Source organism: Streptosporangium sp. NBC_01469, assembly GCF_036227305.1.
Lineage (GTDB): Bacteria > Actinomycetota > Actinomycetes > Streptosporangiales > Streptosporangiaceae > Streptosporangium.
This window is the reverse complement of sequence record NZ_CP109465.1, coordinates 7,512,575-7,531,524: the sequence shown is the minus strand read 5'-3', so window position 1 is coordinate 7,531,524 and position 18,950 is coordinate 7,512,575. Positions and strand designations below refer to the sequence as shown.

General features: G+C 72.1%; 14 protein-coding genes. 5 read left to right on the top strand and 9 right to left on the bottom strand.

Features of this window, described 5'->3' with window-relative positions; genetic code table 11:
• Nucleotides 1-26 precede the first annotated feature (26 nt).
• Nucleotides 27-332: a hypothetical protein gene (locus tag OG587_RS33170; RefSeq protein WP_329082328.1), complete on the bottom strand. Its 306-nt coding sequence runs from the start codon at nucleotides 330-332 to the stop codon at nucleotides 27-29.
• 268 nt (nucleotides 333-600) lie between these two features.
• Here OG587_RS33170 and OG587_RS33165 point away from each other — a divergent pair, with 268 nt between their 5' ends.
• Nucleotides 601-1,449 carry an LLM class flavin-dependent oxidoreductase gene (locus OG587_RS33165; RefSeq protein ID WP_329082326.1) on the top strand — a complete coding sequence of 283 codons (849 nt, stop codon included), beginning with the start codon at nucleotides 601-603 and terminating at the stop codon, nucleotides 1,447-1,449.
• A 145-nt stretch (nucleotides 1,450-1,594) separates the two neighbouring features.
• Here the strand turns inward: OG587_RS33165 and OG587_RS33160 are convergent, their stop codons facing one another.
• A complete protein-coding gene (locus OG587_RS33160; RefSeq protein ID WP_329082324.1) occupies nucleotides 1,595-3,358 on the bottom strand; it encodes a ThuA domain-containing protein in 1,764 nt (587 codons plus the stop codon).
• Between the two features lie 268 nt (nucleotides 3,359-3,626).
• On the opposite strand from OG587_RS33160, the gene OG587_RS33155 reads away from it, so the two are divergent.
• Nucleotides 3,627-4,457, top strand: a complete 831-nt coding sequence (locus tag OG587_RS33155) for a PhzF family phenazine biosynthesis protein (RefSeq protein WP_329082322.1) — start codon at nucleotides 3,627-3,629, stop codon at nucleotides 4,455-4,457.
• A gap of 24 nt (nucleotides 4,458-4,481) precedes the next feature.
• On the opposite strand, the gene OG587_RS33150 is transcribed toward OG587_RS33155, so the two are convergent.
• Both OG587_RS33150 and OG587_RS33145 read right to left on the bottom strand, forming a co-directional pair.
• Complete coding sequence (locus OG587_RS33150) at nucleotides 4,482-4,964, bottom strand: metallophosphoesterase family protein (RefSeq protein WP_329082320.1); 483 nt, start codon at nucleotides 4,962-4,964, stop codon at nucleotides 4,482-4,484.
• A 106-nt stretch (nucleotides 4,965-5,070) separates the two neighbouring features.
• Entirely contained in the window at nucleotides 5,071-6,015 is a 945-nt protein-coding gene (locus tag OG587_RS33145) for a helix-turn-helix transcriptional regulator (RefSeq protein ID WP_329082318.1), read from the bottom strand.
• A gap of 106 nt (nucleotides 6,016-6,121) precedes the next feature.
• Between OG587_RS33145 and OG587_RS33140 the strand changes: the two genes are divergently transcribed.
• Complete coding sequence (locus tag OG587_RS33140) at nucleotides 6,122-6,547, top strand: VOC family protein (RefSeq protein ID WP_329082316.1); 426 nt, start codon at nucleotides 6,122-6,124, stop codon at nucleotides 6,545-6,547.
• Nucleotides 6,548-6,742: 195 nt separating this feature from the next.
• Here the strand turns inward: OG587_RS33140 and OG587_RS33135 are convergent, their stop codons facing one another.
• Nucleotides 6,743-7,474: a DUF2306 domain-containing protein gene (locus OG587_RS33135; protein ID WP_329082314.1), complete on the bottom strand. Its 732-nt coding sequence runs from the start codon at nucleotides 7,472-7,474 to the stop codon at nucleotides 6,743-6,745.
• Nucleotides 7,475-7,600: 126 nt separating this feature from the next.
• Between OG587_RS33135 and OG587_RS33130 the strand changes: the two genes are divergently transcribed.
• Entirely contained in the window at nucleotides 7,601-10,318 is a 2,718-nt protein-coding gene (locus tag OG587_RS33130) for an ATP-binding protein (protein ID WP_329082312.1), read from the top strand.
• Nucleotides 10,319-10,365: 47 nt separating this feature from the next.
• On the opposite strand, the gene OG587_RS33125 is transcribed toward OG587_RS33130, so the two are convergent.
• The 3 genes from OG587_RS33125 to OG587_RS33115 form a co-directional block, all read right to left on the bottom strand.
• On the bottom strand, nucleotides 10,366-11,379 hold the full coding sequence (locus tag OG587_RS33125; protein ID WP_329082310.1) for a zinc-dependent alcohol dehydrogenase: 1,014 nt from the start codon (nucleotides 11,377-11,379) through the stop codon (nucleotides 10,366-10,368).
• Nucleotides 11,380-11,516: 137 nt separating this feature from the next.
• A complete protein-coding gene (locus OG587_RS33120; protein ID WP_329082307.1) occupies nucleotides 11,517-13,211 on the bottom strand; it encodes a rhamnulokinase in 1,695 nt (564 codons plus the stop codon).
• Between the two features lie 81 nt (nucleotides 13,212-13,292).
• Complete coding sequence (locus OG587_RS33115) at nucleotides 13,293-14,315, bottom strand: helix-turn-helix transcriptional regulator (RefSeq protein ID WP_329082305.1); 1,023 nt, start codon at nucleotides 14,313-14,315, stop codon at nucleotides 13,293-13,295.
• Between the two features lie 179 nt (nucleotides 14,316-14,494).
• On the opposite strand from OG587_RS33115, the gene OG587_RS33110 reads away from it, so the two are divergent.
• Entirely contained in the window at nucleotides 14,495-18,382 is a 3,888-nt protein-coding gene (locus OG587_RS33110; protein WP_329082304.1) for a S8 family peptidase, read from the top strand.
• Between the two features lie 192 nt (nucleotides 18,383-18,574).
• Here OG587_RS33110 and OG587_RS33105 read toward each other — a convergent pair whose 3' ends face one another.
• Nucleotides 18,575-18,907 carry a YnfA family protein gene (locus OG587_RS33105; protein WP_329082303.1) on the bottom strand — a complete coding sequence of 111 codons (333 nt, stop codon included), beginning with the start codon at nucleotides 18,905-18,907 and terminating at the stop codon, nucleotides 18,575-18,577.
• Between the last annotated feature and the right edge of the window lie 43 nt (nucleotides 18,908-18,950).

Here is an 18,950-nt window from a genome sequence, read left to right as displayed (position 1 = left end):
TGGATCTGTCGTCCGACGGCCGGCCGTTACCCCTGGCGGTCGCGGCGCTCGGAAGGACCCATCCGGCGCGGGTCCGGTCCGGTGGTCCGGCTCGGTGGCTCGGCTCGGTGGGGTCCGGCCCGGCGGCTGGGTTCGGCGGCTGGGTTCGGCGGGTCGGCTTTTGGCGGCCCGGTGCGGTGGGTCGGTCCGGTGGCTCGGCTCGCCGCGATGTCGGCGACCCAGCGATAGGTCCTCTGCGTCGAGCGGATCGCTCCGCCGTCACGCAGGCGGACCATCGCCGGATCACCGGCCGCGGCGGCGGTCTCGATGCCGCGCCGCATCGATCCTGCCACCACAAGATCATATCCAAAAGATCTTCCCGATGAGCCAACCCGCGGGTGTCGCGGATCAACCCCGATGGCTCCCGCCCGTCGCCGGACGCGTACCCCGCCGGGGAGGTCGCCGGGGCCTCGCGTCCGGCGGTGGGTAGAATGGTGGCACTCCAAGGATCGCGCTCCCCGGAAAGACGTCGCAGTACGGGAGCGCGCCGCGCCCGATGACCGTGCGCGGCGGTGGAGGGGCGGCAGTCTTTTCCGCATGCCCTTCCGGAGGTTGAATCCCATGAACGTAGGTCTTGGCCTGCCCATCAGTGATCCGTTGTCGCTGCTCTCCTGGGCCAGGCGCGCGGACGCCGGCCCCTTCACCACCCTCGGCCTGCTCGACCGTCTCGTCTACGCGAACCCCGAGCCCCTGGTCACGCTGGCGGCCATCGCGGGCGCCACCTCGCGGATCCGCGTACAGACCGAGGTGCTGCTCGGTCCCCTTCGCCAGTCGGCGCTGCTCGCCAAGCAGACCGCGACCCTGGACCGCGTGTCCGACGGCCGTTTCACCCTCGGCGTCGGGATCGGCGCCCGCCAGGACGACTACCTCGCCGCGGGGATCGACGTCCGCCGTCGCGGGCGCAGGCTCGACAGGCAGCTGACGACGCTACGGCGCGTCTGGTCCGGTGAGCCCTACAGCGAGGAGGTCGGCCCGATCGGCCCGGCCCCCGTCCAGGAGGGCGGCCCGGAGATCCTGATCGGGGCATTCGCGCCCGCCGCCCTGGAACGCGTCGCCCGATGGGGGGACGGGTATCTGTGCGCCGCGCCCGCCGCCCTGGCCGACCGGCTCATGCGCGACGTCGAGAGGTTCTGGAGCGAGGCGGGACGGCATGGACGGCCTCGGATGGTCGCGCAGGTCAACGTGGCCCTCGGCCCCGAGGACACCGTCCAGGACGCCAAGGAGACGATCACCTCCTACTACGGCTTCCTGGGTGACACCACCCGGGTCGTGGAGAACATGCTCACCACGCCGGAGCGGATCCGTGACGCGATCACCGCGTTCGCGGACCTCGGCGCCGACGAGGTGATTCTCTACTGCTGGGCCCGTGACGCCGACCAGATCGACCGCCTCGCCGACGTGGCGGTCTGACGGCCGCGGAAAGACCCCCGGGATCCTCCTACGCCGTGCCCACCATCCGGCGGGCGCCGGGAACACCGTTCGCGGGGCCTCGCGGGGCCTCCCGGGGCCGGGCGGGGCTCGTGGCGCGCCGGGGTGGCGCGCCACGAGCCGTGGTTCACCTGGTGAGGGTGAGGGTGTCGACGTCGAACAGGAATCCGCCGCCTCCGGTGAAGCTGAGGAACAGCGGTCCCGAGGCCGATCCGGTCAGGGGAGTGGAGACGTTCTGGAAGGTCTCCCAGCCCCCGGTGTTCGGTACGGTGACCGAGCCCAGGAGGGTCCCGGTGGCCGATCCCGAGCGGACCTGGATGGTGCCGCCGGACCCGGCGGAGGAGATGCGGGCGCCGAAGGCGGTGGCGCCCGCCGTGCTGATCGACGAGTAGCCGACCCAGTCGCCGTTCTCGATGAACCCGGCGGTCCTGCCGCCACTGGCCGGGCCGTGGTCGGCGACCTGCACGCCCGAGTTCGAGGTGTAGGACTCCGCCTCGGCCGTGGTCGTGATCGGGCCGGTGCCGCCCAGTTCCTTGATCCGGACGTTGCGGAAGGAGACGTCGTCACCCGTGCCGTGGTTCTGGATGCCGATGTGCCCCTCGCGGATGCTGCGGGCCGGGTCGGTGTTGGTGAAGTCGTTGATCCTGACGCCGTTGAGGAAGACCTGCAGGCGCTCACCCTGGACGAGGAGCTCGTAGGTGTTCCACGCGCCCGGCGGGTTCAGGGCCGCGTCACGGGCGGCGATGTCGGCGGACTTGACCGCGTAGACGGACCCGGTGGTGCGGTCCGGGGCGTCGGTGGCGTCGATCTGGACCTCGTACCCCTTGGAGGTGTTCATGGGGTCGGAGGCCGACATGCCCACGAAGACGCCCGAGTTGTCGTCCCCGGCGACCCTCCAGTCCAGCTTCAGCGAGTAGGAGAAGTACTTCTTCGCCGAGTACCACAGCACGCCCATGCCCCCGGTGGAGGTGAGGGTGGCGTCGGTGTTGGTGAAGCTGCCGGGACCGCTCTGCGTCCAGCCGGTGGTCGAGCCGTTGTACAGGGTCGTGTAGCCGGTCTCCGGGCGGCAGTCGGCCTTGGCCATCCCGGCCGCGTACCGGATGCCGCCGAGCAGCAGCGACCGGAAGCCCGGCTCGGTGTAGGAACTCGCCGTGTGCCCGAGCCCGGTGTAGAACGAGCGGCCCGACGTCATCGGACGGCACCAGGTGATCGGGTGGTCGCCCATGTCGCCGCCGCTGTAGCTGCCCTCGTTGAGGTTCTGCAGCACTCGCGCGCTGTTGCGCGGGTTGGTGCGGTAGTTGTACCACTCGTCACTTCTCGACCAGTTCGCACCCAGGTGGGCGGTGGCCGCGTGCGCGCGGTCCTCGGTCCTGACCGTCGCCTGCTGGGGCGCGGGATGTCCCTTGAACCAGGCGCCCACCAGGTTGCCGTAGTACGGCCAGTCGTACTCGGTGTCGGCGGCGGCGTGGATGCCGACGTAGCCGCCGCCCCCGTTGACGTAGGACTCGAAGGCGGTCTGCTGGGTGCCGTTGAGCACGTCACCGGTGGTGCTGAGGAACACCACCGCCTTGAAACGCGCCAGGTTGGCCGTGGTGAAGGCCGCGGCGTCCTCGGTGGCGGTGACGGTGAAGTTGTTGGCCGCGCCCAGGTCGCGGATCGCCTGGAGGCCCGCGGGGATCGAGTCGTGCCGGAAACCGGCCGTCTTGGAGAAGACCAGCACCTGGTAGGCGGGGTCGGCGGCCTGGGCCGCTGTGGGAACGAGCATGGCCGCGCCGACCATCGCGGCCACGACGGTCGCCATGCCGCGCCGGACGAGGTTCCGTACGCCTGTCCTCGCGGCGGGCGGCTCCGTGGTGAACGGCCTGCTCCGGGGCTGGGAAGGTGGTGACATGATGTCCTTTTCCTGACTCGGAGGGGTTAAGTCAGGCAAGGCGCGCGCCGCCGCGCTGGTTGCCATGGTGCTCGGTGCCATGGTGCTTGGTGTCGTTATCTGGCTCGAAGAACAATTAGTGGGGTTTGTAACACGCAGATGTCGTCCCGCGCACCCCCGCGGAAGGTAACGAATCAGTAACCGCCGAAGGCGGCGCAGGTCGGCGGGAAAACGATCGAGCCACCCGATCGCCTCCGTCGCGTACGCCGGGGCTGGCACACTCGGTGTCATGCCGCGCCCCTTTCAGCAGATCGACGTGTTCACCACTACCCCGTATAGGGGCAATCCCCTCGCCGTCGTGCTCGACGCGGAAGGGCTGACCACCGAGCGAATGCGCGAGTTCGCGCGCTGGACGAACCTGTCGGAGACCACCTTCGTGCTGCCGCCGAGCGTTCCGGGCGCGGACTACCGGGTGCGGATCTTCACGCCGGGCGGGGAACTCCCCTTCGCCGGGCACCCGACGCTGGGCACGTGTCACGCCTGGCTGTCGGCGGGCGGGACGCCGGGCGAGCCCGATGTGGTCGTCCAGGAATGCGGGGCCGGGCTGGTGCCGGTACGCCGGACCGGAGACAGGCTGGCCTTCGCCGCGCCGCCGCTGCTGCGCTCGGGACCGGTCGAGGAGCCGGTGGTGGAGCGCGTCGCGCGGATGCTGGGCATCGGCCGCGCGGAGATCCTGGACGCCGAGTGGGCCGACAACGGGCCCGGCTGGGTGGCCGTCCTGCTGGCGAGCGCGGACGAGGTGCTCGCGCTGCGGCCGGGACTCGTCGATCTCGACGTGGGTGTGGTGGGCCCTTACCCGCCGGGGTCGCCGGAGGCGTTCGAGGTGCGGGCGTTCTTCCCCAAGGACGGCGCCACTGCCGAAGATCCGGTGACGGGGAGCCTCAACGCCTCGCTCGCGCAGTGGCTGCTGCGCACGGGCCGCGCCGAGACGCCGTACGTGGCGAGCCAGGGAACCGTGCTCGGGCGCACCGGGCGCGCTCACGTCTCCCGCGACCCCGACGGGACGGTCTGGGTCGGCGGCGGCACCGTCACCTGCGTCACGGGCGAGGTGGAGCTGTAGGCCGGACCCGGTCCGGCGGGCGGGTCAGGTGACGGCGACGATCCGCGCCTCGACGAGGCGGCCCTCCTCGACGCGCAAGGTGCCCAGGGTGCCGTGCGGCTGGCGACGGCGGTCGGTGGGCGATCCCGGGTTGAAGATGCGGAACCCGTCGCCGCCGTGGTCCAGCGGTATGTGGGAGTGCCCGAACACCACCAGGCCGGCCCCGGGAAAGCGGCGCCGCATCCGGGCGAGCCGCCCCCGCGCCGCCCCGCTGTCGTGGATCATCGCCACCCGCAGCCCGCCGAGATCCAGCTCCAGCGTCTCGGGGGCCACCACGTCCGGCCCGTCGTTGTTGCCCTTGACCGCGCGCACCGGGGCGTAGGCGGCGAGCTCGTCCAGCACCCCGGCGACACAGATGTCACCCGCGTGCAGGATCAGGTCCGCGCCCCGCAGGTGCTCGGCCACGGTCGGCGGGCACGACTTCCACCGCCGGGGCGCGTGGGTGTCGGACAGCACCACCACGTTCATGTCTCCATGCTCCCACCGGTGTCGCGGAGAACCCCCTTCCCCCTCGGCGGTGTCTCGCGCGCCCTTCGATGACACCCACCCGGTGGGGCGGCACACCGCTCGCTCCTCACGTCCTGTAGCGCTCGGTGAGTTCCGAGCCGAGCCGTGCGAGCTCGGCACGGACCGAGGCCGGTTCCTCGACCTCGACGATGGCGCCCCAACCGGCGAGCTGCTCGGCGATCGTCAGCGCCGTCGGCGCCGCCACCCGGGCGCGGACGCGCCCGTCGCCGGCCGGGCCCTCGACGGCGCACTGGCGGCCGAACTGGGCGCGCAGGACCGGCAGCAGATCGGCGCCGATGAGCACCGTCGCCGAGACGTGCGAGCGCCGCCGCTCCACCTCGTCGACGACCTGCTCCCACGCCCGCGACAGATCGAAGCCGGCGGGCCGCTCGGCGGGGATGTCCGTCACGACGGCCTCGACGACGCGGTCGACCCGGAACGTCCGCCGGCCGTCCTCGGTGCCGGCCAGGAGATACCAGACGTCGTCCTTGTCGACCAGGCCCCACGGATCGACGAGCGGCCTCGTCCGCTCGCGAGCCCGGTTGGCGTACACCAGGCGGACCTTGCGACGGCCGACGGTCGCGGTCTGCAGGAGCTTGACCAGGCCGGGGCGCTTCCGGCCGCGCTCGCCCCAGCGCGCCGGGTCGATCACGACGGCGTCGGCCGCGGCCTCGGCGTCGGCCCGGAAGGTGCCGGGCAGCGCCCGTACGAGCTTGCGCAGCGCCGACTTGACCTCGGGGACGACGGAGGCCGCCGGACCGACCAGGAGGAACAGCGCCTGGGCCTCGGATGCCGTGAGCCCGCTGAGGTCGGTCCGGGAACCGCCCAGCAGCGACCACCCGCCACCCCGGCCCGGTTGAGGGTAGACCGGGATGCCCGCGGTGGACAGCGCTTCGAGATCGCGGCGGGCGGTGGCCACGGACACCTCTAGCTCATCGGCCAGCTCGGACGCGGTCACCCGGCCGCGAGCCTGCATCAGCAACAGGGTGGCCACGAGACGGTCGGCGCGCATGGGCCAAGTCTGGCAAACAAAGTGCTCATTTGGTGAGCACTTTGCGACGGAGGATGGTCACTGTCATCCGCCGCGGCGCATCCCGCCACGACATCGAAGGAGCATCATGTTGCGAGGACTCACCACCGTCACGTTCCACACGGACGACCTGGGGGCCGCCAGGCGGTGGTACGCCGAACTGCTGGGCATCGAGCCGTATCTCGACCGGCCCCCGTACATGGAGTTCCGTATCGGTGACTACCAGCACGAACTGGGCTTCCTCGACAGCAGGTACCGCAGGGAGCTCGGCGGGCACGACGCCACGTCGGCCGGTGCGGCCGGTGCCGTCGTCTACTGGCACGTCGACGACGTGCCCGCGGTCCTCGACCGGTTGCTGACCATGGGCGCGAAGGAGCACGAGCCGCCCCGGGACTTCGGCGAGGGATTCATCGGGGCCTCGGTGGTCGACCCCTTCGGGAACGTCCTGGGCATCATGTACAACCCGCACTACCTGGAGATCCTCGCCTCCACCGGGAAGAGCCGGCCCGCGTAGCCGCGGGGCGCCGGCCACCGGTGACGGACGGCGCCCGCCGGGGCGGTGTGGCGGCCCGCGCCGGCCGGGTGGTGCGCGGCCTCCCGGGAGCCTTTCCCGACGAGGGGCGGACGATGTCGAAGCCGGCCGTCATCACCGTTTCCGGGCTCACCTTGGCCGGGCCCCGCCGAGGCAGGACGTTCCCGCTGCCATGGCTCAGGCCGCTCGCGCGGCCCGGCGTCCCGGCCTCTCGCCGCCGCGCCTGCGGTACTGGATCCACCACTCGACGAAGAGGAGGTTGACCATCCAACTCAGGAAATTGGCCGCGGGAGCGGCGGCCAGCATCAACATGTTCTCGTCGCCGCCGTACGTCGTCTCCAACTGGGGCATCACGGCCATGACGCAGATGATCGCCCACACCCGGTTGGTGATGATGGCGAAGATCATCGCAAAGCTGCGCAGCATCCACTCGCGGTGCTCGGCGTAGCGGCGCCGCCGTACCATCCGGTACCCGATGAGGGTGAAGGACAGCCACAGGATCCCCCACAGGGTGTTGGCGACCGCGACGGAGAAGCCGGCACGGCTGAGCGGTGCGATGAACAGCGAGGCGATGCCCACGAAGGGCACCCCGATCATCACGTACGCCCGCCCGCTCCAACGGTGGACGCGGGGATGGCGCCGGCGCAACCACGGCCATACCTGCAGGCACACCGCCACCATCGCCAGCGTCCCGGCGAAGATGTGCACGACCAGCACCGGGTAGTGCCAGGGGATGTCCGCCCGGGGCTCGAAGCGGGCGAGGGCCGGATCCAACGTCATGTACGGCGGCACCGACAGACCAAGGAATATCACCGTCACCAGGGCGAGCGGGACGATCCAAGGTCGCTGCCACCAGGGCTTGCGCCGCCTTCCAAGCGCCGCGGGCGTGCCCGTGTCATTCTCCGTCATGGTCACAGCCGATACTCCTCGTTCGTGGGTCGGTCCTCAGTGTCGAGTCATGGACGCCCTCCGCGCTTGAGTCGAATCGACTGCATTTATGCGGACATGATCGAGAATTCGCCTAGGGTCGGAGATGTGATAGTCGGACGGCAGTCGGAGCAGGCCACCCTTTCCCAGTTGCTGGCCGACGCGGGCGCCCGCCGGGGGCAGGCCCTGGTGATGCGTGGAGAAGCCGGGATCGGCAAGACCACCCTGCTCGAACACGCGGCGGGGGAGGCGGAACTGACCCGGAACATGCGGGTGCTGCGCTGCTCCGGTGTGGAGTCCGAGGTGGAGCTGGCGTTCAGCGGGCTGCACCAGCTGCTGCGTCCGGTGCTCGGCCACCTCCCCGCGCTCCCCGGCGCCCAGGCGGAGGCGCTACGGGGAGCGCTCGGCGTCACCGACTCGGCGGCGACGGAACTACTGGTGTCGGCGGGAGTGGTGTCACTGCTCGCCGAGGTCGCGAGGGAGCGTCCGCTGCTGGTCGCCGCCGACGACATGCAGTGGCTCGATCGGGCCACGGCGGCGGCGCTGGTGTTCGCGGCGCGCCGGCTGGGAACGGAGCCGGTCGCGATACTGTTCACCGCCCGCGATCCCGAGCGCTCCGTGGTGGACACCAGCGACCTGCCCGAGCTGTGGCTGCACGGGCTTCCGCCACCGGACGCGGCGCGCCTGCTGGCCGAGTGCGGGTGGGACCTGCCCAGCCGTGCTCGCGATTCGGTGCTCGCGGTGACCGGCGGAAACCCCCTCGCCCTGACCGAACTCGCCGCGCTCGACGATCGGGACCGGTTGCCCGCGGACATCGCCCTGACCGGTAACGCCCCGGTCGGCGACCGGCTCCGCGCGGCGTTCAGGCGCAGGATCGACACCCTCCCGGCCGAGGTACGGGAGCTGCTGGTGGTCGCGGCGGCCGAGGAGACGGGGAGCACCGAGACGGTGCTGGGCGCCGCCGGCCGCCTCGGCCTGCCCGCCGACGCGCTCGGGATCGCCGAACGGGAGGGACTCATCCGGATCTCCGGTACCCGGATCCGGTTTCGCCACCCCCTTGTCCGCTCCGCCGCGTACGCGGACGCGTCGTTCGAACGACGGAGTTCCGCGCACCGGGCCATCGCCGCCGAGCTGACCGCCTGCGCCGAACTCGATCGGGCGGCGTGGCACCGTGCGGTGGCCGCGACCGCGCCCGACGAGAAGCTGGCCACGGCCCTGGAGCGCAGCGCCGACGCGGCCCGGCGCCGGGGTGGCGAGGCGGCCGCGGCGTCGGTGCTGCGGCGGGCGGCCCTGCTCAGTGAGACCGCCGAGAGCCGCCGGGACCGTACGATGGCCGCGGCCATCGTCGCCCTGGACTCCGGCCGGCCCGACCTGGCCCGGGAGCTGGCGGAGGAGGTGCTCGCCGAACCCGTGCCCGAGGTGACGCTGACCCATTTGATCGGCAACATCGAGCTCTACTCCGGTGACCCCGCCGTGGCCTATGTCCACCTGCTGCGATGCGCGGAACTGCTCGGCGCGACCGATCCCGAGGAGGCGGCCTGGGTCCTCACCAAGGCCGCGAACGCGGCCTTCCACGCGGGAGACCTGGAGGCGACCCAGGAGGTCTCGCGGCGAATCGCCGCCCTGGACTGCTCCGCCGCGACGCATACGGCCGGCCGGGGTTTGACCGAATGGGGCCTGCTCACCGGGCAGGAACTGTGGGAGCTGCCCGCCGCCCTCGCGCGAACCCACCCCCAGGCGGGCGAGCGTCCCTGGATATGGGCGACGGTGATCGGCTGGCTGGGGTCCGACCAGCACCAGGCCCGGCGACTCGCCCGGGAGACGGAGCGGCGGCTGCACGCGAGCGGGGCGACCGCGCACCTGACCGAGCTGTACTACTACCAGGCCACCATCGAGTACCGGCTCGGCCAGTGGCACGACGGGGTCGCGTACGCGGAAGAGGGACTGAGGTTCGCCCACGAGACGGGCCAGCGTTCGAGAGTCGCCAACCACCTGGCACTGCTGGCCCAGTTCGCGGCGGCCCGAGGCGCGAGCGAGGACTGCAGGCGCTACGCCGGGCAGGCCCTGGAGATCGCGCTGCCCATGCGCGAGCGCTGCGCCGCCGGCGTGGCGACGGCCGCGCTGGGCCTGCTCGCGCTGGGGGAGAGGAAACCACAGGAGGCGTGGGCGCATCTGACCCGGCTGATCACTCCGGGATCACCCTACGCGCACCCGCACACCGTCATGACGGTGGTCACGGACGTCGTCGAGGCGGCGGTGCTCGCGGGACAGGCGAAACTCGTCCTCGGTTTGCTGGAAGGCATCGAGAGATGGGTGGAGGCCGCTCCCACACCTATGGGAAGCGCGGGCGTGCACTACTGCCGCGCGCTGTTGGCCGGGATCGACGACAGCGCCGCCGAGATGCACTTTGAGCGCGCGCTGGCCGTACAGGGCGTCGCGGAACGCCCGTTCTTCCAGGGGCGCATCAACCTTTTTTACGGTGTGTGGCTGCGCCGCAACCGGCGTCGAGTCGAGGCTCAGATCCCGTTGCGCGCCGCTCTGGAGGCGTTCGAGCGCATCGGGACCGAGCTCTGGGCGCGGCGGGCCCACACCGAGCTACGCGTCGCAGGGGCAGGGGCAGGCGTACGCCGGACCGGCTCGATGGTGAGGCTGCTCAGCGCGCAGGAACTCGAGGTGGCTCGGCTCGCGGCCGGCGGCCTGACCAACCGGGAGATCGGCGAACGGCTGGTGCTGAGCCCGCGTACGGTCGGCTCCCACCTGTACCGGCTGTTCCCGAAGCTGGGCATCTCCACCCGCTCCCAGCTGCGCAACCTCGATCTCGGTTAGCCGCTCCGCGAGAAGAGGCGCCCACGCCCGCGCCGGCGCGGAACCGGTCAGGCCCGGGGATCGACGTGGATCTTGGGGCCGGGACCGGATCCCGCGGGGCGGGATCCGGAGAGGATCTCGCCCACCTCGTCGAGCCCGACGACGGCCGCCACCAGCGGGCGGGGGTCCACCGAGCCCGAGGCGTAGTGCTCGATCGCCCCGGCCAGGCCGGGCGAGGCGCTCAGGACGCCGACGGCCGTGACGTCCTTGAGCACCAGCACGCGGGTGTCGACGGCGCTGGGGCTCGGCGCCAGGCCGATGTAGACCACCCGCCTGCCAGGCTCCACCAGGTCGACGGCGAGGGAGGGCAGGCCGGGGGCGTTGGAGGCGTCGATGACGGCGTCGAACGGGAGATCGGGAAGCCGGTCGGAGGTCCACGCCCCGTGCACCCCGAGGGTGCGGGCGAACTCCAGCGACGGCTCCGACAGGCCCATGATGTGCACCTCCGCCCCGTGCGCCAGGGCGAACCGGGCGGCGAGCAGGCCGATCGTCCCCGGTCCCAGCACCAGCAGCCGGTCGCCGGGGGCGAGGGCCGCGGCCTCGACGGCCCGCAGCGCGTTGCCGCCCGGCTCGACCATCGCCCCGGCCACCGCGTCGACCGCGTCCGGCAGGGCGTGCAGCGCCGTGACCGGCACGGGAAGCCGTTCGGCGAGGGCGCCGGGCCACCCGCCCCGGATGCCGATCTCGAAGCGGTCCTCGCACACGTGCTGCAGCCCGCCCAGGCAGCGGCGGCACCTGCCGCAGCCGAGCATGGTGTCACCCGTGACGCGGGTGCCGATCCAGCCTCCGTCGACGCCCTCGCCGACGGAGGAGACCGTCCCGCACCACTCGTGGCCGAGCCGCATGGGATAACGGGCGTGACTCTCCTCGAGATAGGCCATCTCGCCGCTGAAGAACTCCATGTCGGTGCCGCACACCCCGGCCCGCTCCACGTCGACCACGACCTGCCCGGGGCCGGGAACCGGCGGCTCGACGTCCAGCACGGCGAAGCGGCGAGGCCCGGTCACGACGAACGCTCTCACGGATGGAACCTTCCAGACGGCGCCGCCGGGCGGAGCCGGAGGTACGAGAATCGGGTTCCGTAGACTACCGTTCGGCAAATGGGGACCTGACCAGGCGTCACCCCTCGGACGCGATGCGGGCGGCCTTCGCCGGGCCGTCACGGGGCTGGGAACGCCCTTACGTCGACCACGTGATGCGGGCCCCCCGGAGTGCCGACCTCGACTTCCTCGTCGGCTCCGGCGGTGACGCGGTCGCCCGTGAGTCCCACTGACGGCACCGGGCGCACCGACCGCACCGGCGTCGTCGACGGCATCGACGGTGCCGACGTCGTCGACGCGGCGTGACGGGCCGGGCGCGTCCGGTGCCCGGCGGCCGGCTCGGGCCCCGTACCGTTCCAGAACCCGTCGATCCCGGTCAGCTGCCGGTAGCGGGAGTAGGCGATCTCGTACGGTTCCCGCTGCCCTGCGGGCGGGAACGGCCGGGGCCTGAACGAGCGGCGGACCACCTCGCGCAGCTCGGTGAGGGAGCCGACCCGGCCGTCGGCCATCGCCTGGACCAGCAGGTTGCCCACGGCGGTCGCCTCCACGGGGCCCGCGAGCACCGGCCGCCCGGCGAAGTCGGCGACGAGCCGGCAGAGGGTGTCGCTGGAGGCCCCGCCCCCCACGAGGTGCACGGCCTCCACCCGCCGGTCGCTGAGGAACTCGGCCTGTTCCAGGGCCCACCGGTAGGAGCAGGCGAGGCTCTCCAGGAGGCAGCGCACCGTCTGCGCGCGGCCTGCGGGTGGCGTCTGGCCGGTCGACCGGCAGTAGGCCGCGATCCTGGCCGGCACGTTGCCGGGTTCGAGGAACCACGGATGGCCGGGGTCGATCAGGGGGCCGAACGCGGGCGCGGTGGCGGCCTCGGCGACCAGATCCGCGTACGAGGTGCGCACCCCCCAGGCCTTGCGGCACTCCTGGAGCAGCTGCAGGCCGTTGAGTGCCCGGGTGAAGCGCACGGTCCCCGTGACGCCGCCCTCGTTGGTGAAGCCCGCCATCCTGGCCTCCCGGCTGGTGACCGGCGCGTCGAGCTCCAGCCCCGCCAGCGAGCGGGGACCGAAGGAGATGTAGCCGACCGAGCCGGACGAGACGGGAAGCGCCGCCGTCGCGGAGGCGGCGTCGTGGCCGGCCACCGCGACGACCATGGTCGCGCCGGGCCCCCTCCCGTTCCCGCCGCTCTCGCCGCGCAGCGGCCCGGCGACCGTGCCGGGCTCGGTGAGCCGGTCGGCGAACAGGTGGCGGGGCAGGCCCAGGCGGGTGACGAGGCTGCCGGCCCAGCGGCCGGTCCTGGCGTCCAGCAGCTGGCTGGTGCTCGCGATCGTCCGCTCGGCGAGCATCTCGCCGCTCAGCCAGAGCGTGAACAGGTCCGGCATCATCGCCAGGTGGTCGGCCGCCTCCAGGAGCGGGGACCCGGCGTGCGCCAGCAGCTGGCAGGCCGTGGTGCCCGGCCCCGGATGGACGCCGGTCAGCTCGTAGTGGTCCTGCCAGGAGACGAGCCCCGCCAGGCCGGAGGTGTAGGGGTCGAGGTGATGGCGGGGGTTGGCCAGCAGCCGCCCGTCGCGGTCGAGGAGCGCGAAGTCGCCGCCCCAGGCGCTCACGCCCACGCTGGTGAGGCGGCCCCGGGCGGCGGCCAGCGCGATGCCCCCGCGGGCCTGGGTGAGAAGTCCCAGCACGTCCCAGTAAAGGCCGTCGAGAACGCGGGCGGGCCGGTTGGCGAAGCGGTGCACTTCCCGCACCGCGAGCCGTTCACCATCGAATTCGCCGGTCAATACCCGGCCGCTCTCAGGTCCGAGATCCACGGCCACGTAGACGGGCACGGTCCAAGGGTAACCGCAAAGCATTTCCCGATACGGGAGATATATCAGAGACGATAGGTGAAACGACCCACCTTCGCGGTGTCAGCCGCCCAGGAGGTTCTGGCGGGCGGCGAGCAGGCCCGCCTGGAAGCGGGTGCCCGCGCCGAGGTGGTCGCAGAGGGAGCGTACCCGGCGCTGGACCGTACGCGGGCTGATGTTCAGTTGCCGCGCGATCGCGTCGTCCGTCAGCCCGGCCGCCAGCAGCGTGAGCACGTCCGTGTCGAAGTCCTCCCGCGGGGCCGGCGGCGCCGGGGGCGTCCCGGCCCGTGGAGCTCCACCGGGGCCGGGATCGGGGGAGCGGAGGGCGGTGGGGCGCAGGGGGGTGGCGGCCCGCCAGAGCAGCTCGAACAGTCCGACGAGCGCGTCGAGGAGGGCGGAGGGGTGCACGACGAGCGCGCTCTCCACCGCCTGGTCCTCCTCCGAGCCCAGCGGCAGGATCGCGGTCCGGCGGTCGGCCACGGCCAGCTTCATCGGGACGTGGCCGAGACGCGCCTGCTCGCCCTCGGCTATCGCCCGCCGGGTGTGCTCGAACATGCTCGGGTCCTCGAACGCGCGCGGGCCGTAGATCCCCCTGACCATCGGCCAGGATCGCGGAGCCCACTCCTCCAGGTCGGTGCCGACGTCGACGGCGTACGGGGGGTGCACCAGTACGAGGAACTCCTCGGTCGCGTTGCGCTCGATCTGCAGGTAGCGCCTGGCCACGGCCGCCTGGCCGATGACGACCTCGACGAGTTCCTCGGGCTGCGGCCCGGTACGGTCGGCGACCTCGGCGGCCAGCAGGGCCGCCGCCGCGCGGCTGTGCGCGATCTCCTTCTGGCGCCGCGCGGCCAGCGCGTCCAGCGCGAGGTGCGGCGGCGTGGCGATCAGCCGCAGCGGGCGGCCGGCCAGGCGCGCGACCAGGCCCAGGTCCTCAAGGCGCGGCAGCATCCGGCGCAGCCCGGCCACCGACGCCTCGGCCTCGGCGGCCAGCTCGGTCAGCGTGGCCGGGCCGTGGCGCAGCAGCGCGCGGTAGGCCCCCTCCTCGGTCGCCGTGACGCCGAGCCCGTCCAGCAGTCGCCGGTCCATGACGTCGGTCCCCCTCCGAGCCTCCTTGCCGTGCGAACCGAACGTAGGCGGGTCCCGTCACAGCCAGGTGACGGGTTTACGACAAGTCATGTTCTGGCCACCTGAGAAGCATGGACACGCCCAACTCCTGGCCGTTAGGAATTCGGTCGATCTACTTATTGTATTCCGGAGGTCCGTTGATGCGAAGATGGGTAGCGGCCGTCGCCGTGGCCACGGCGTGCGGTGCCGCACTCGGGGCCCCCGCGTCCGCCGCGATCGACAACGCCCAGGCGAGGAACGCCCCGGGTGGCCCGAACGCCGCCACGGCCAAGCCGGGCACGTTCACCACGAAGCCGGACACCTTCGACGTCACGCTGGTGACCGGCGACCGTGTCCATGTCAGGCTCCTCGACGACGGCCGCCAGACGGCCACCGTCACCCCGGCCCGCCGCGAGGACGGCCACATCCCGACCTTCCAGGTGCTGGAGGACAGGGGAGAGGTCAGCGTCATCCCCAACGACGTCATCGGCCTGGTCCCGCACCGTCTCGATCCCGAGCTGTTCAACGTGACGGCGCTGATCGACCAGGGAGGCGCCGACTCCGCCAGCGGGACGGTTCCGCTGATCATGACCTACACCGACCAGGCCCTCGCCGCCGCGGCGCCGCCGCCCGCGATCCCGGGGACCAGCCTGACACGCCGGCTGGAGAGCATCGCCGGCGCCGGGATGTCGGCGGACAAGAAACAGGCTGCGGAACTCGGCGGCGCGCTGGCCGCTCTCGCCCGCAGCGAGGGCGGACAGCGAGACCGTACCGAGAGTCAGAAGGCGGCTCCGCTGGCGGGAATCGACAAGATCTGGCTCGACCGGCGGGTGCGGGTCGCCCTGGACCACAGCGTCCCGCAGATCTCCGCGCCCGCCGCGTGGGCGGCCGGGTTCGACGGGACCGGCACGACCGTGGCGGTGCTCGACACCGGAGTGGACGCGGGCCACCCCGACCTGGCCGGGAAGGTCGCGGACGCGCGGGACTTCACCGGGGAGAACGACGCGGCCGACCGCCACGGGCACGGCACGCACGTCGCCGACACCATCGCGGGCAGCGGAGCCGCCTCCGGCGGGCGGCTGAAGGGCGTGGCCCCCGGCGCGAAGCTGCTGAACGGCAAGGTGCTGGGCGCGGACGGCTCCGGCAGCATGTCGGGGATCATCGACGGCATGGAGTGGGCGGTCGCCGAGAAGCGCGCCGACATCGTGAACATGAGCCTCGGCAGCCCGGAGCCCGGCGGCCCGCTCACCGACGCCGTGGACGCGCTGACGCGGCGCCACGGCGCGCTCTTCGTCATCGCGGCGGGCAACCGGGGCTGTGACAGGTGCGTCGGAGCCCCCGGCGACGCGGCGTCGGCGCTCACCGTCGGCGCCGTGGACCGCGCCGACAAGCTCGCGGACTTCTCCAGCCGAGGCCCCGTGCCCACCGACTTCTCGGTCAAGCCCGACCTCACCGCGCCCGGCGTGGGCATCGTCGCGGCACGGGCCAAGGGGACGCTGCTCGGCGACGAGGCCGGCGAGTTCTACACCGGTGTCTCCGGCACGTCCATGGCCACCCCGCACGTGGCGGGGGCCGCGGCCCTGCTGCGGCAGGCCCGGCCCGGCATCGGCGCGGGCGAGCTGAAGGCCCTGATGATGGGCACGGCCAGGCATCAGGACGGCAACACCGTCGACGAGCAGGGCGGCGGCAGGGTGGACGTCGCCGCGGCGCTCGCCGGACAGGTCGTGGCCTCCGAGGGCACGCTCGGGTTCGGTAACGTCGTCAAGGGCGCTGACCGGGTCGTCCGTAAGCTCACCTACCGCAACGTCACCACCGCGCCCGTACAGCTCGCGCTGAAGGCGACCGGGACGTTCACCGTGTCACCGGCGACGGTCGCCCTCCCGGCCGGGGGCACGGCCGAGGTCACCGTCACCCTCGACTCCGCCGGTGCCCCGTTTGGCCCGCTGCGGGGGGAACTGGTGGCGAGCGTGCCGCAGCGCGGGGGCGTGCGGACGCTGCTCACCGGGAACATCGACGAGCCGCGCGTGGAACTGCGGATCAGGGGCATCGCCAGGGACGGCCGTCCGGCGCACGGCGGGTTCGAAGTGCTCGACCTGGAGCGGGGCACGCTCCTCGGCAGCGTCCTGCCGAACGACGCCACCCGGCCCTGCTCGGCGGACCCGTACGATGTGGGGACCTGCCTGCTGGTGCCACAGGGTACCTACTCCGTGCTCGGCCACCTCTTCACGATGCCCGCCTGGGAGGACAGCACGAACTCGAAGGGGACGCCGCTGAATGTGAGCCTTGCCGGCGACCCGGAGATACGGATCACCAAGAACACCGAGATCGTGCTGGACGCCCGCAAGGCCGTCGAGGTCAAGGTCCAGACCCCCGACCACGAGACCAAGCGCAACATGGGGGCCGCCGCGTACCTCAAGTGGTACCGGTCGGCGGTGAAGGGGGACACCCCGAACCTGGGCGGCACGTACCTCAGGCCCGGGGCGTTGATCGAGGAACGGTTGTTCGTCCAGCCGACGAGGAAGGTCACGAGGGGCACCTTCTCCGTCGGCACCCAATGGCGCCTCGACGCGCCCGCCATCACCATGAAGGCACCCGGTACCGAGCTGAACCCCGACTACTACGCGCCGCAGTGGTTCAGCGACCACTTCACCGAGATGCCCAGGCTGGACGGTACGGAGCTGTTGCTCGCCGCCGACGCCGGGCAGGGCAGGCCCGAGGACCTCAAGGGCGGGAACCTGCGCGGCAAGCTGGCCCTGATCCGGCGCAGCGACGGGATCCCGGTCGCGGTCCAGTCCAACAACGCGGCCGCTGCGGGCGCGAAGATGGTGGCGATCTACAACGACCGCCCCGGAGCCAACCCCTCCCCGGGCGGGGTGGTCATGAAGCTCACCGTCCCGACGGTGTGGCTGTCACGGGAGGAGGGAGAGAAGCTGCTCTCCCTGGCGCGACGCGCCCCCGTACCGGTCGTGGCCAAGGGTGTCGTGGTGAGCCCCTACCAGTACGACCTGTTCCTGCGGGAGAAGGGCCGGGTGCCCGACGACCTGCGCTACGTCGTGAACACCAAGTCGCTGGCGAAGGAGGAGGCCGACTTCCACACCCAGCTCGCCGGTGACGTGGTGGCGAACGAGGCACGCTTTGCCTTCCAGCCCTGGGACACCGCCTCAGTCACCACGAGCCTGCCCCTGCCACGTACGCCCCGCACTCGGGTCACCTACATCGTCCCCGACCCGGAGGTGCGCTGGAACAGCGGCGTGACCACGCCCGAGCGGCCGTACGGCAACGCGTGGCCGCGTCCCCAGACGCCGCGCGTGGAGCTCAACGATCCGCAGACCCGGACCTACGTCCGGCCGGGGCAGAAGGCCGACGTCACCTGGTTCAAGCAGCCGCTGACGCCGGGGGTCGACCCGCGCCACCCGGTACGCAGGGAGGACGACCTGCTGTTCGTCTCCATGCAGGGCTTCGTGGACGCGAGCCGCAACTTCGCCGCCGCGTACACGAGCGACTTCGAGCGGGGACTGCGCACCAAGTTCAAGGTGTACAAGGGAGAGGAACTGATCGCGGAGACGGACTACATGCCCGCGGGCACCGTCGACCTCCCGGCGGAGAAAGCGGGCTACCGCGTCGAGTTCACCGTGGAGAACCAGGCGAGCTGGGCCAAGCTGTCCACGAAGACCGGCTCCGTCTGGACGTTCACCTCGGAACGCACGGCGGAGGGCGCCAAGACCGTCATCCCGCTGCTGCTCGCCGACTACGACATCGCGCTCGACAAGGAGAACCGGGGCAACCCCTCCTCCATCGGCCTGACGCTTTACCACCAGGAGGGCTCGGCCGGAAGCGCCGTCAAGAACGTCTCACTGGAGGTGTCGTACAACGACGGTGCGAGCTGGAAGCCCGTGCGGCGGCTCACCTCCACGGGCGCCGGATCCTACCGGGCGCAGCTCGACCGGGGGTCCGGGGGCAACGGCTTTGTCTCCCTGCGGCTGAACGCCTCCGACAAGCAGGGCAACACCCTCAGGCAGGAGGTGATCCGCGCCTACGCCACCCGCTGAACCCTCCCGTCGCCCCGCCGGGCCCCCGGACGTCCTGTCCGGGGGCCCGGCGGCCCGCGGCGCCATGCCCACAGGGTTTCGAGAAGGGGTGGCGGCGAGGTCGCGCGGCACTCGTCCTCACCCGTTTCAGGTGCATCGAGGGCAGCGGACTCATTTAAAGTCGCCGAGCACTTTGTGGGAGTTTCTCCAGATTCAGCCGCGCGGGGCGTACATGATCAGAGCGACCCCCGCCAGGCACACTCCCGCGCCGATCAGGTCCCAGCGGTCGGGGCGGAAGCCGTCGGCCAGCATCCCCCACAGCAGGGACCCGGCGATGAACACCCCGCCGTAGGCGGCCAGCACCCTGCCGAAGTTGGGGTCCGGCTGGAACGCGGCGACGAACCCGTACGCCCCCAGCGCGATGACTCCGGCGGCGATCCACAACAGGCCCCGCTGCTCGCGGACCCCCTGCCAGACCAGCCAGGCACCGCCGATCTCGGCGACGGCGGCCAGCGCGAACAACAGCAGTGAACGGGCGATCGTCATGCCCGGAAAAATAGCGGCCCCCCGCGAACCGGTCGCGCCCCGC

Excerpts from the sequence above, each read along its gene's own strand:
- OG587_RS33165 (WP_329082326.1), top strand. The coding sequence starts at position 601 with ATGAACGTAGGTCTTGGCCTGCCCATCAGTGATCCGTTGTCGCTGCTC.
- OG587_RS33160 (WP_329082324.1), bottom strand. The coding sequence starts at position 3,358 with ATGTCACCACCTTCCCAGCCCCGGAGCAGGCCGTTCACCACGGAGCCG.
- OG587_RS33155 (WP_329082322.1), top strand. The coding sequence starts at position 3,627 with ATGCCGCGCCCCTTTCAGCAGATCGACGTGTTCACCACTACCCCGTAT.
- OG587_RS33150 (WP_329082320.1), bottom strand. The coding sequence starts at position 4,964 with ATGAACGTGGTGGTGCTGTCCGACACCCACGCGCCCCGGCGGTGGAAG.
- OG587_RS33145 (WP_329082318.1), bottom strand. The coding sequence starts at position 6,015 with ATGCGCGCCGACCGTCTCGTGGCCACCCTGTTGCTGATGCAGGCTCGC.
- OG587_RS33140 (WP_329082316.1), top strand. The coding sequence starts at position 6,122 with ATGTTGCGAGGACTCACCACCGTCACGTTCCACACGGACGACCTGGGG.
- OG587_RS33135 (WP_329082314.1), bottom strand. The coding sequence starts at position 7,474 with ATGACGGAGAATGACACGGGCACGCCCGCGGCGCTTGGAAGGCGGCGC.
- OG587_RS33115 (WP_329082305.1), bottom strand. The coding sequence starts at position 14,315 with ATGGACCGGCGACTGCTGGACGGGCTCGGCGTCACGGCGACCGAGGAG.
- OG587_RS33110 (WP_329082304.1), top strand. The coding sequence starts at position 14,495 with ATGCGAAGATGGGTAGCGGCCGTCGCCGTGGCCACGGCGTGCGGTGCC.
- OG587_RS33105 (WP_329082303.1), bottom strand. The coding sequence starts at position 18,907 with ATGACGATCGCCCGTTCACTGCTGTTGTTCGCGCTGGCCGCCGTCGCC.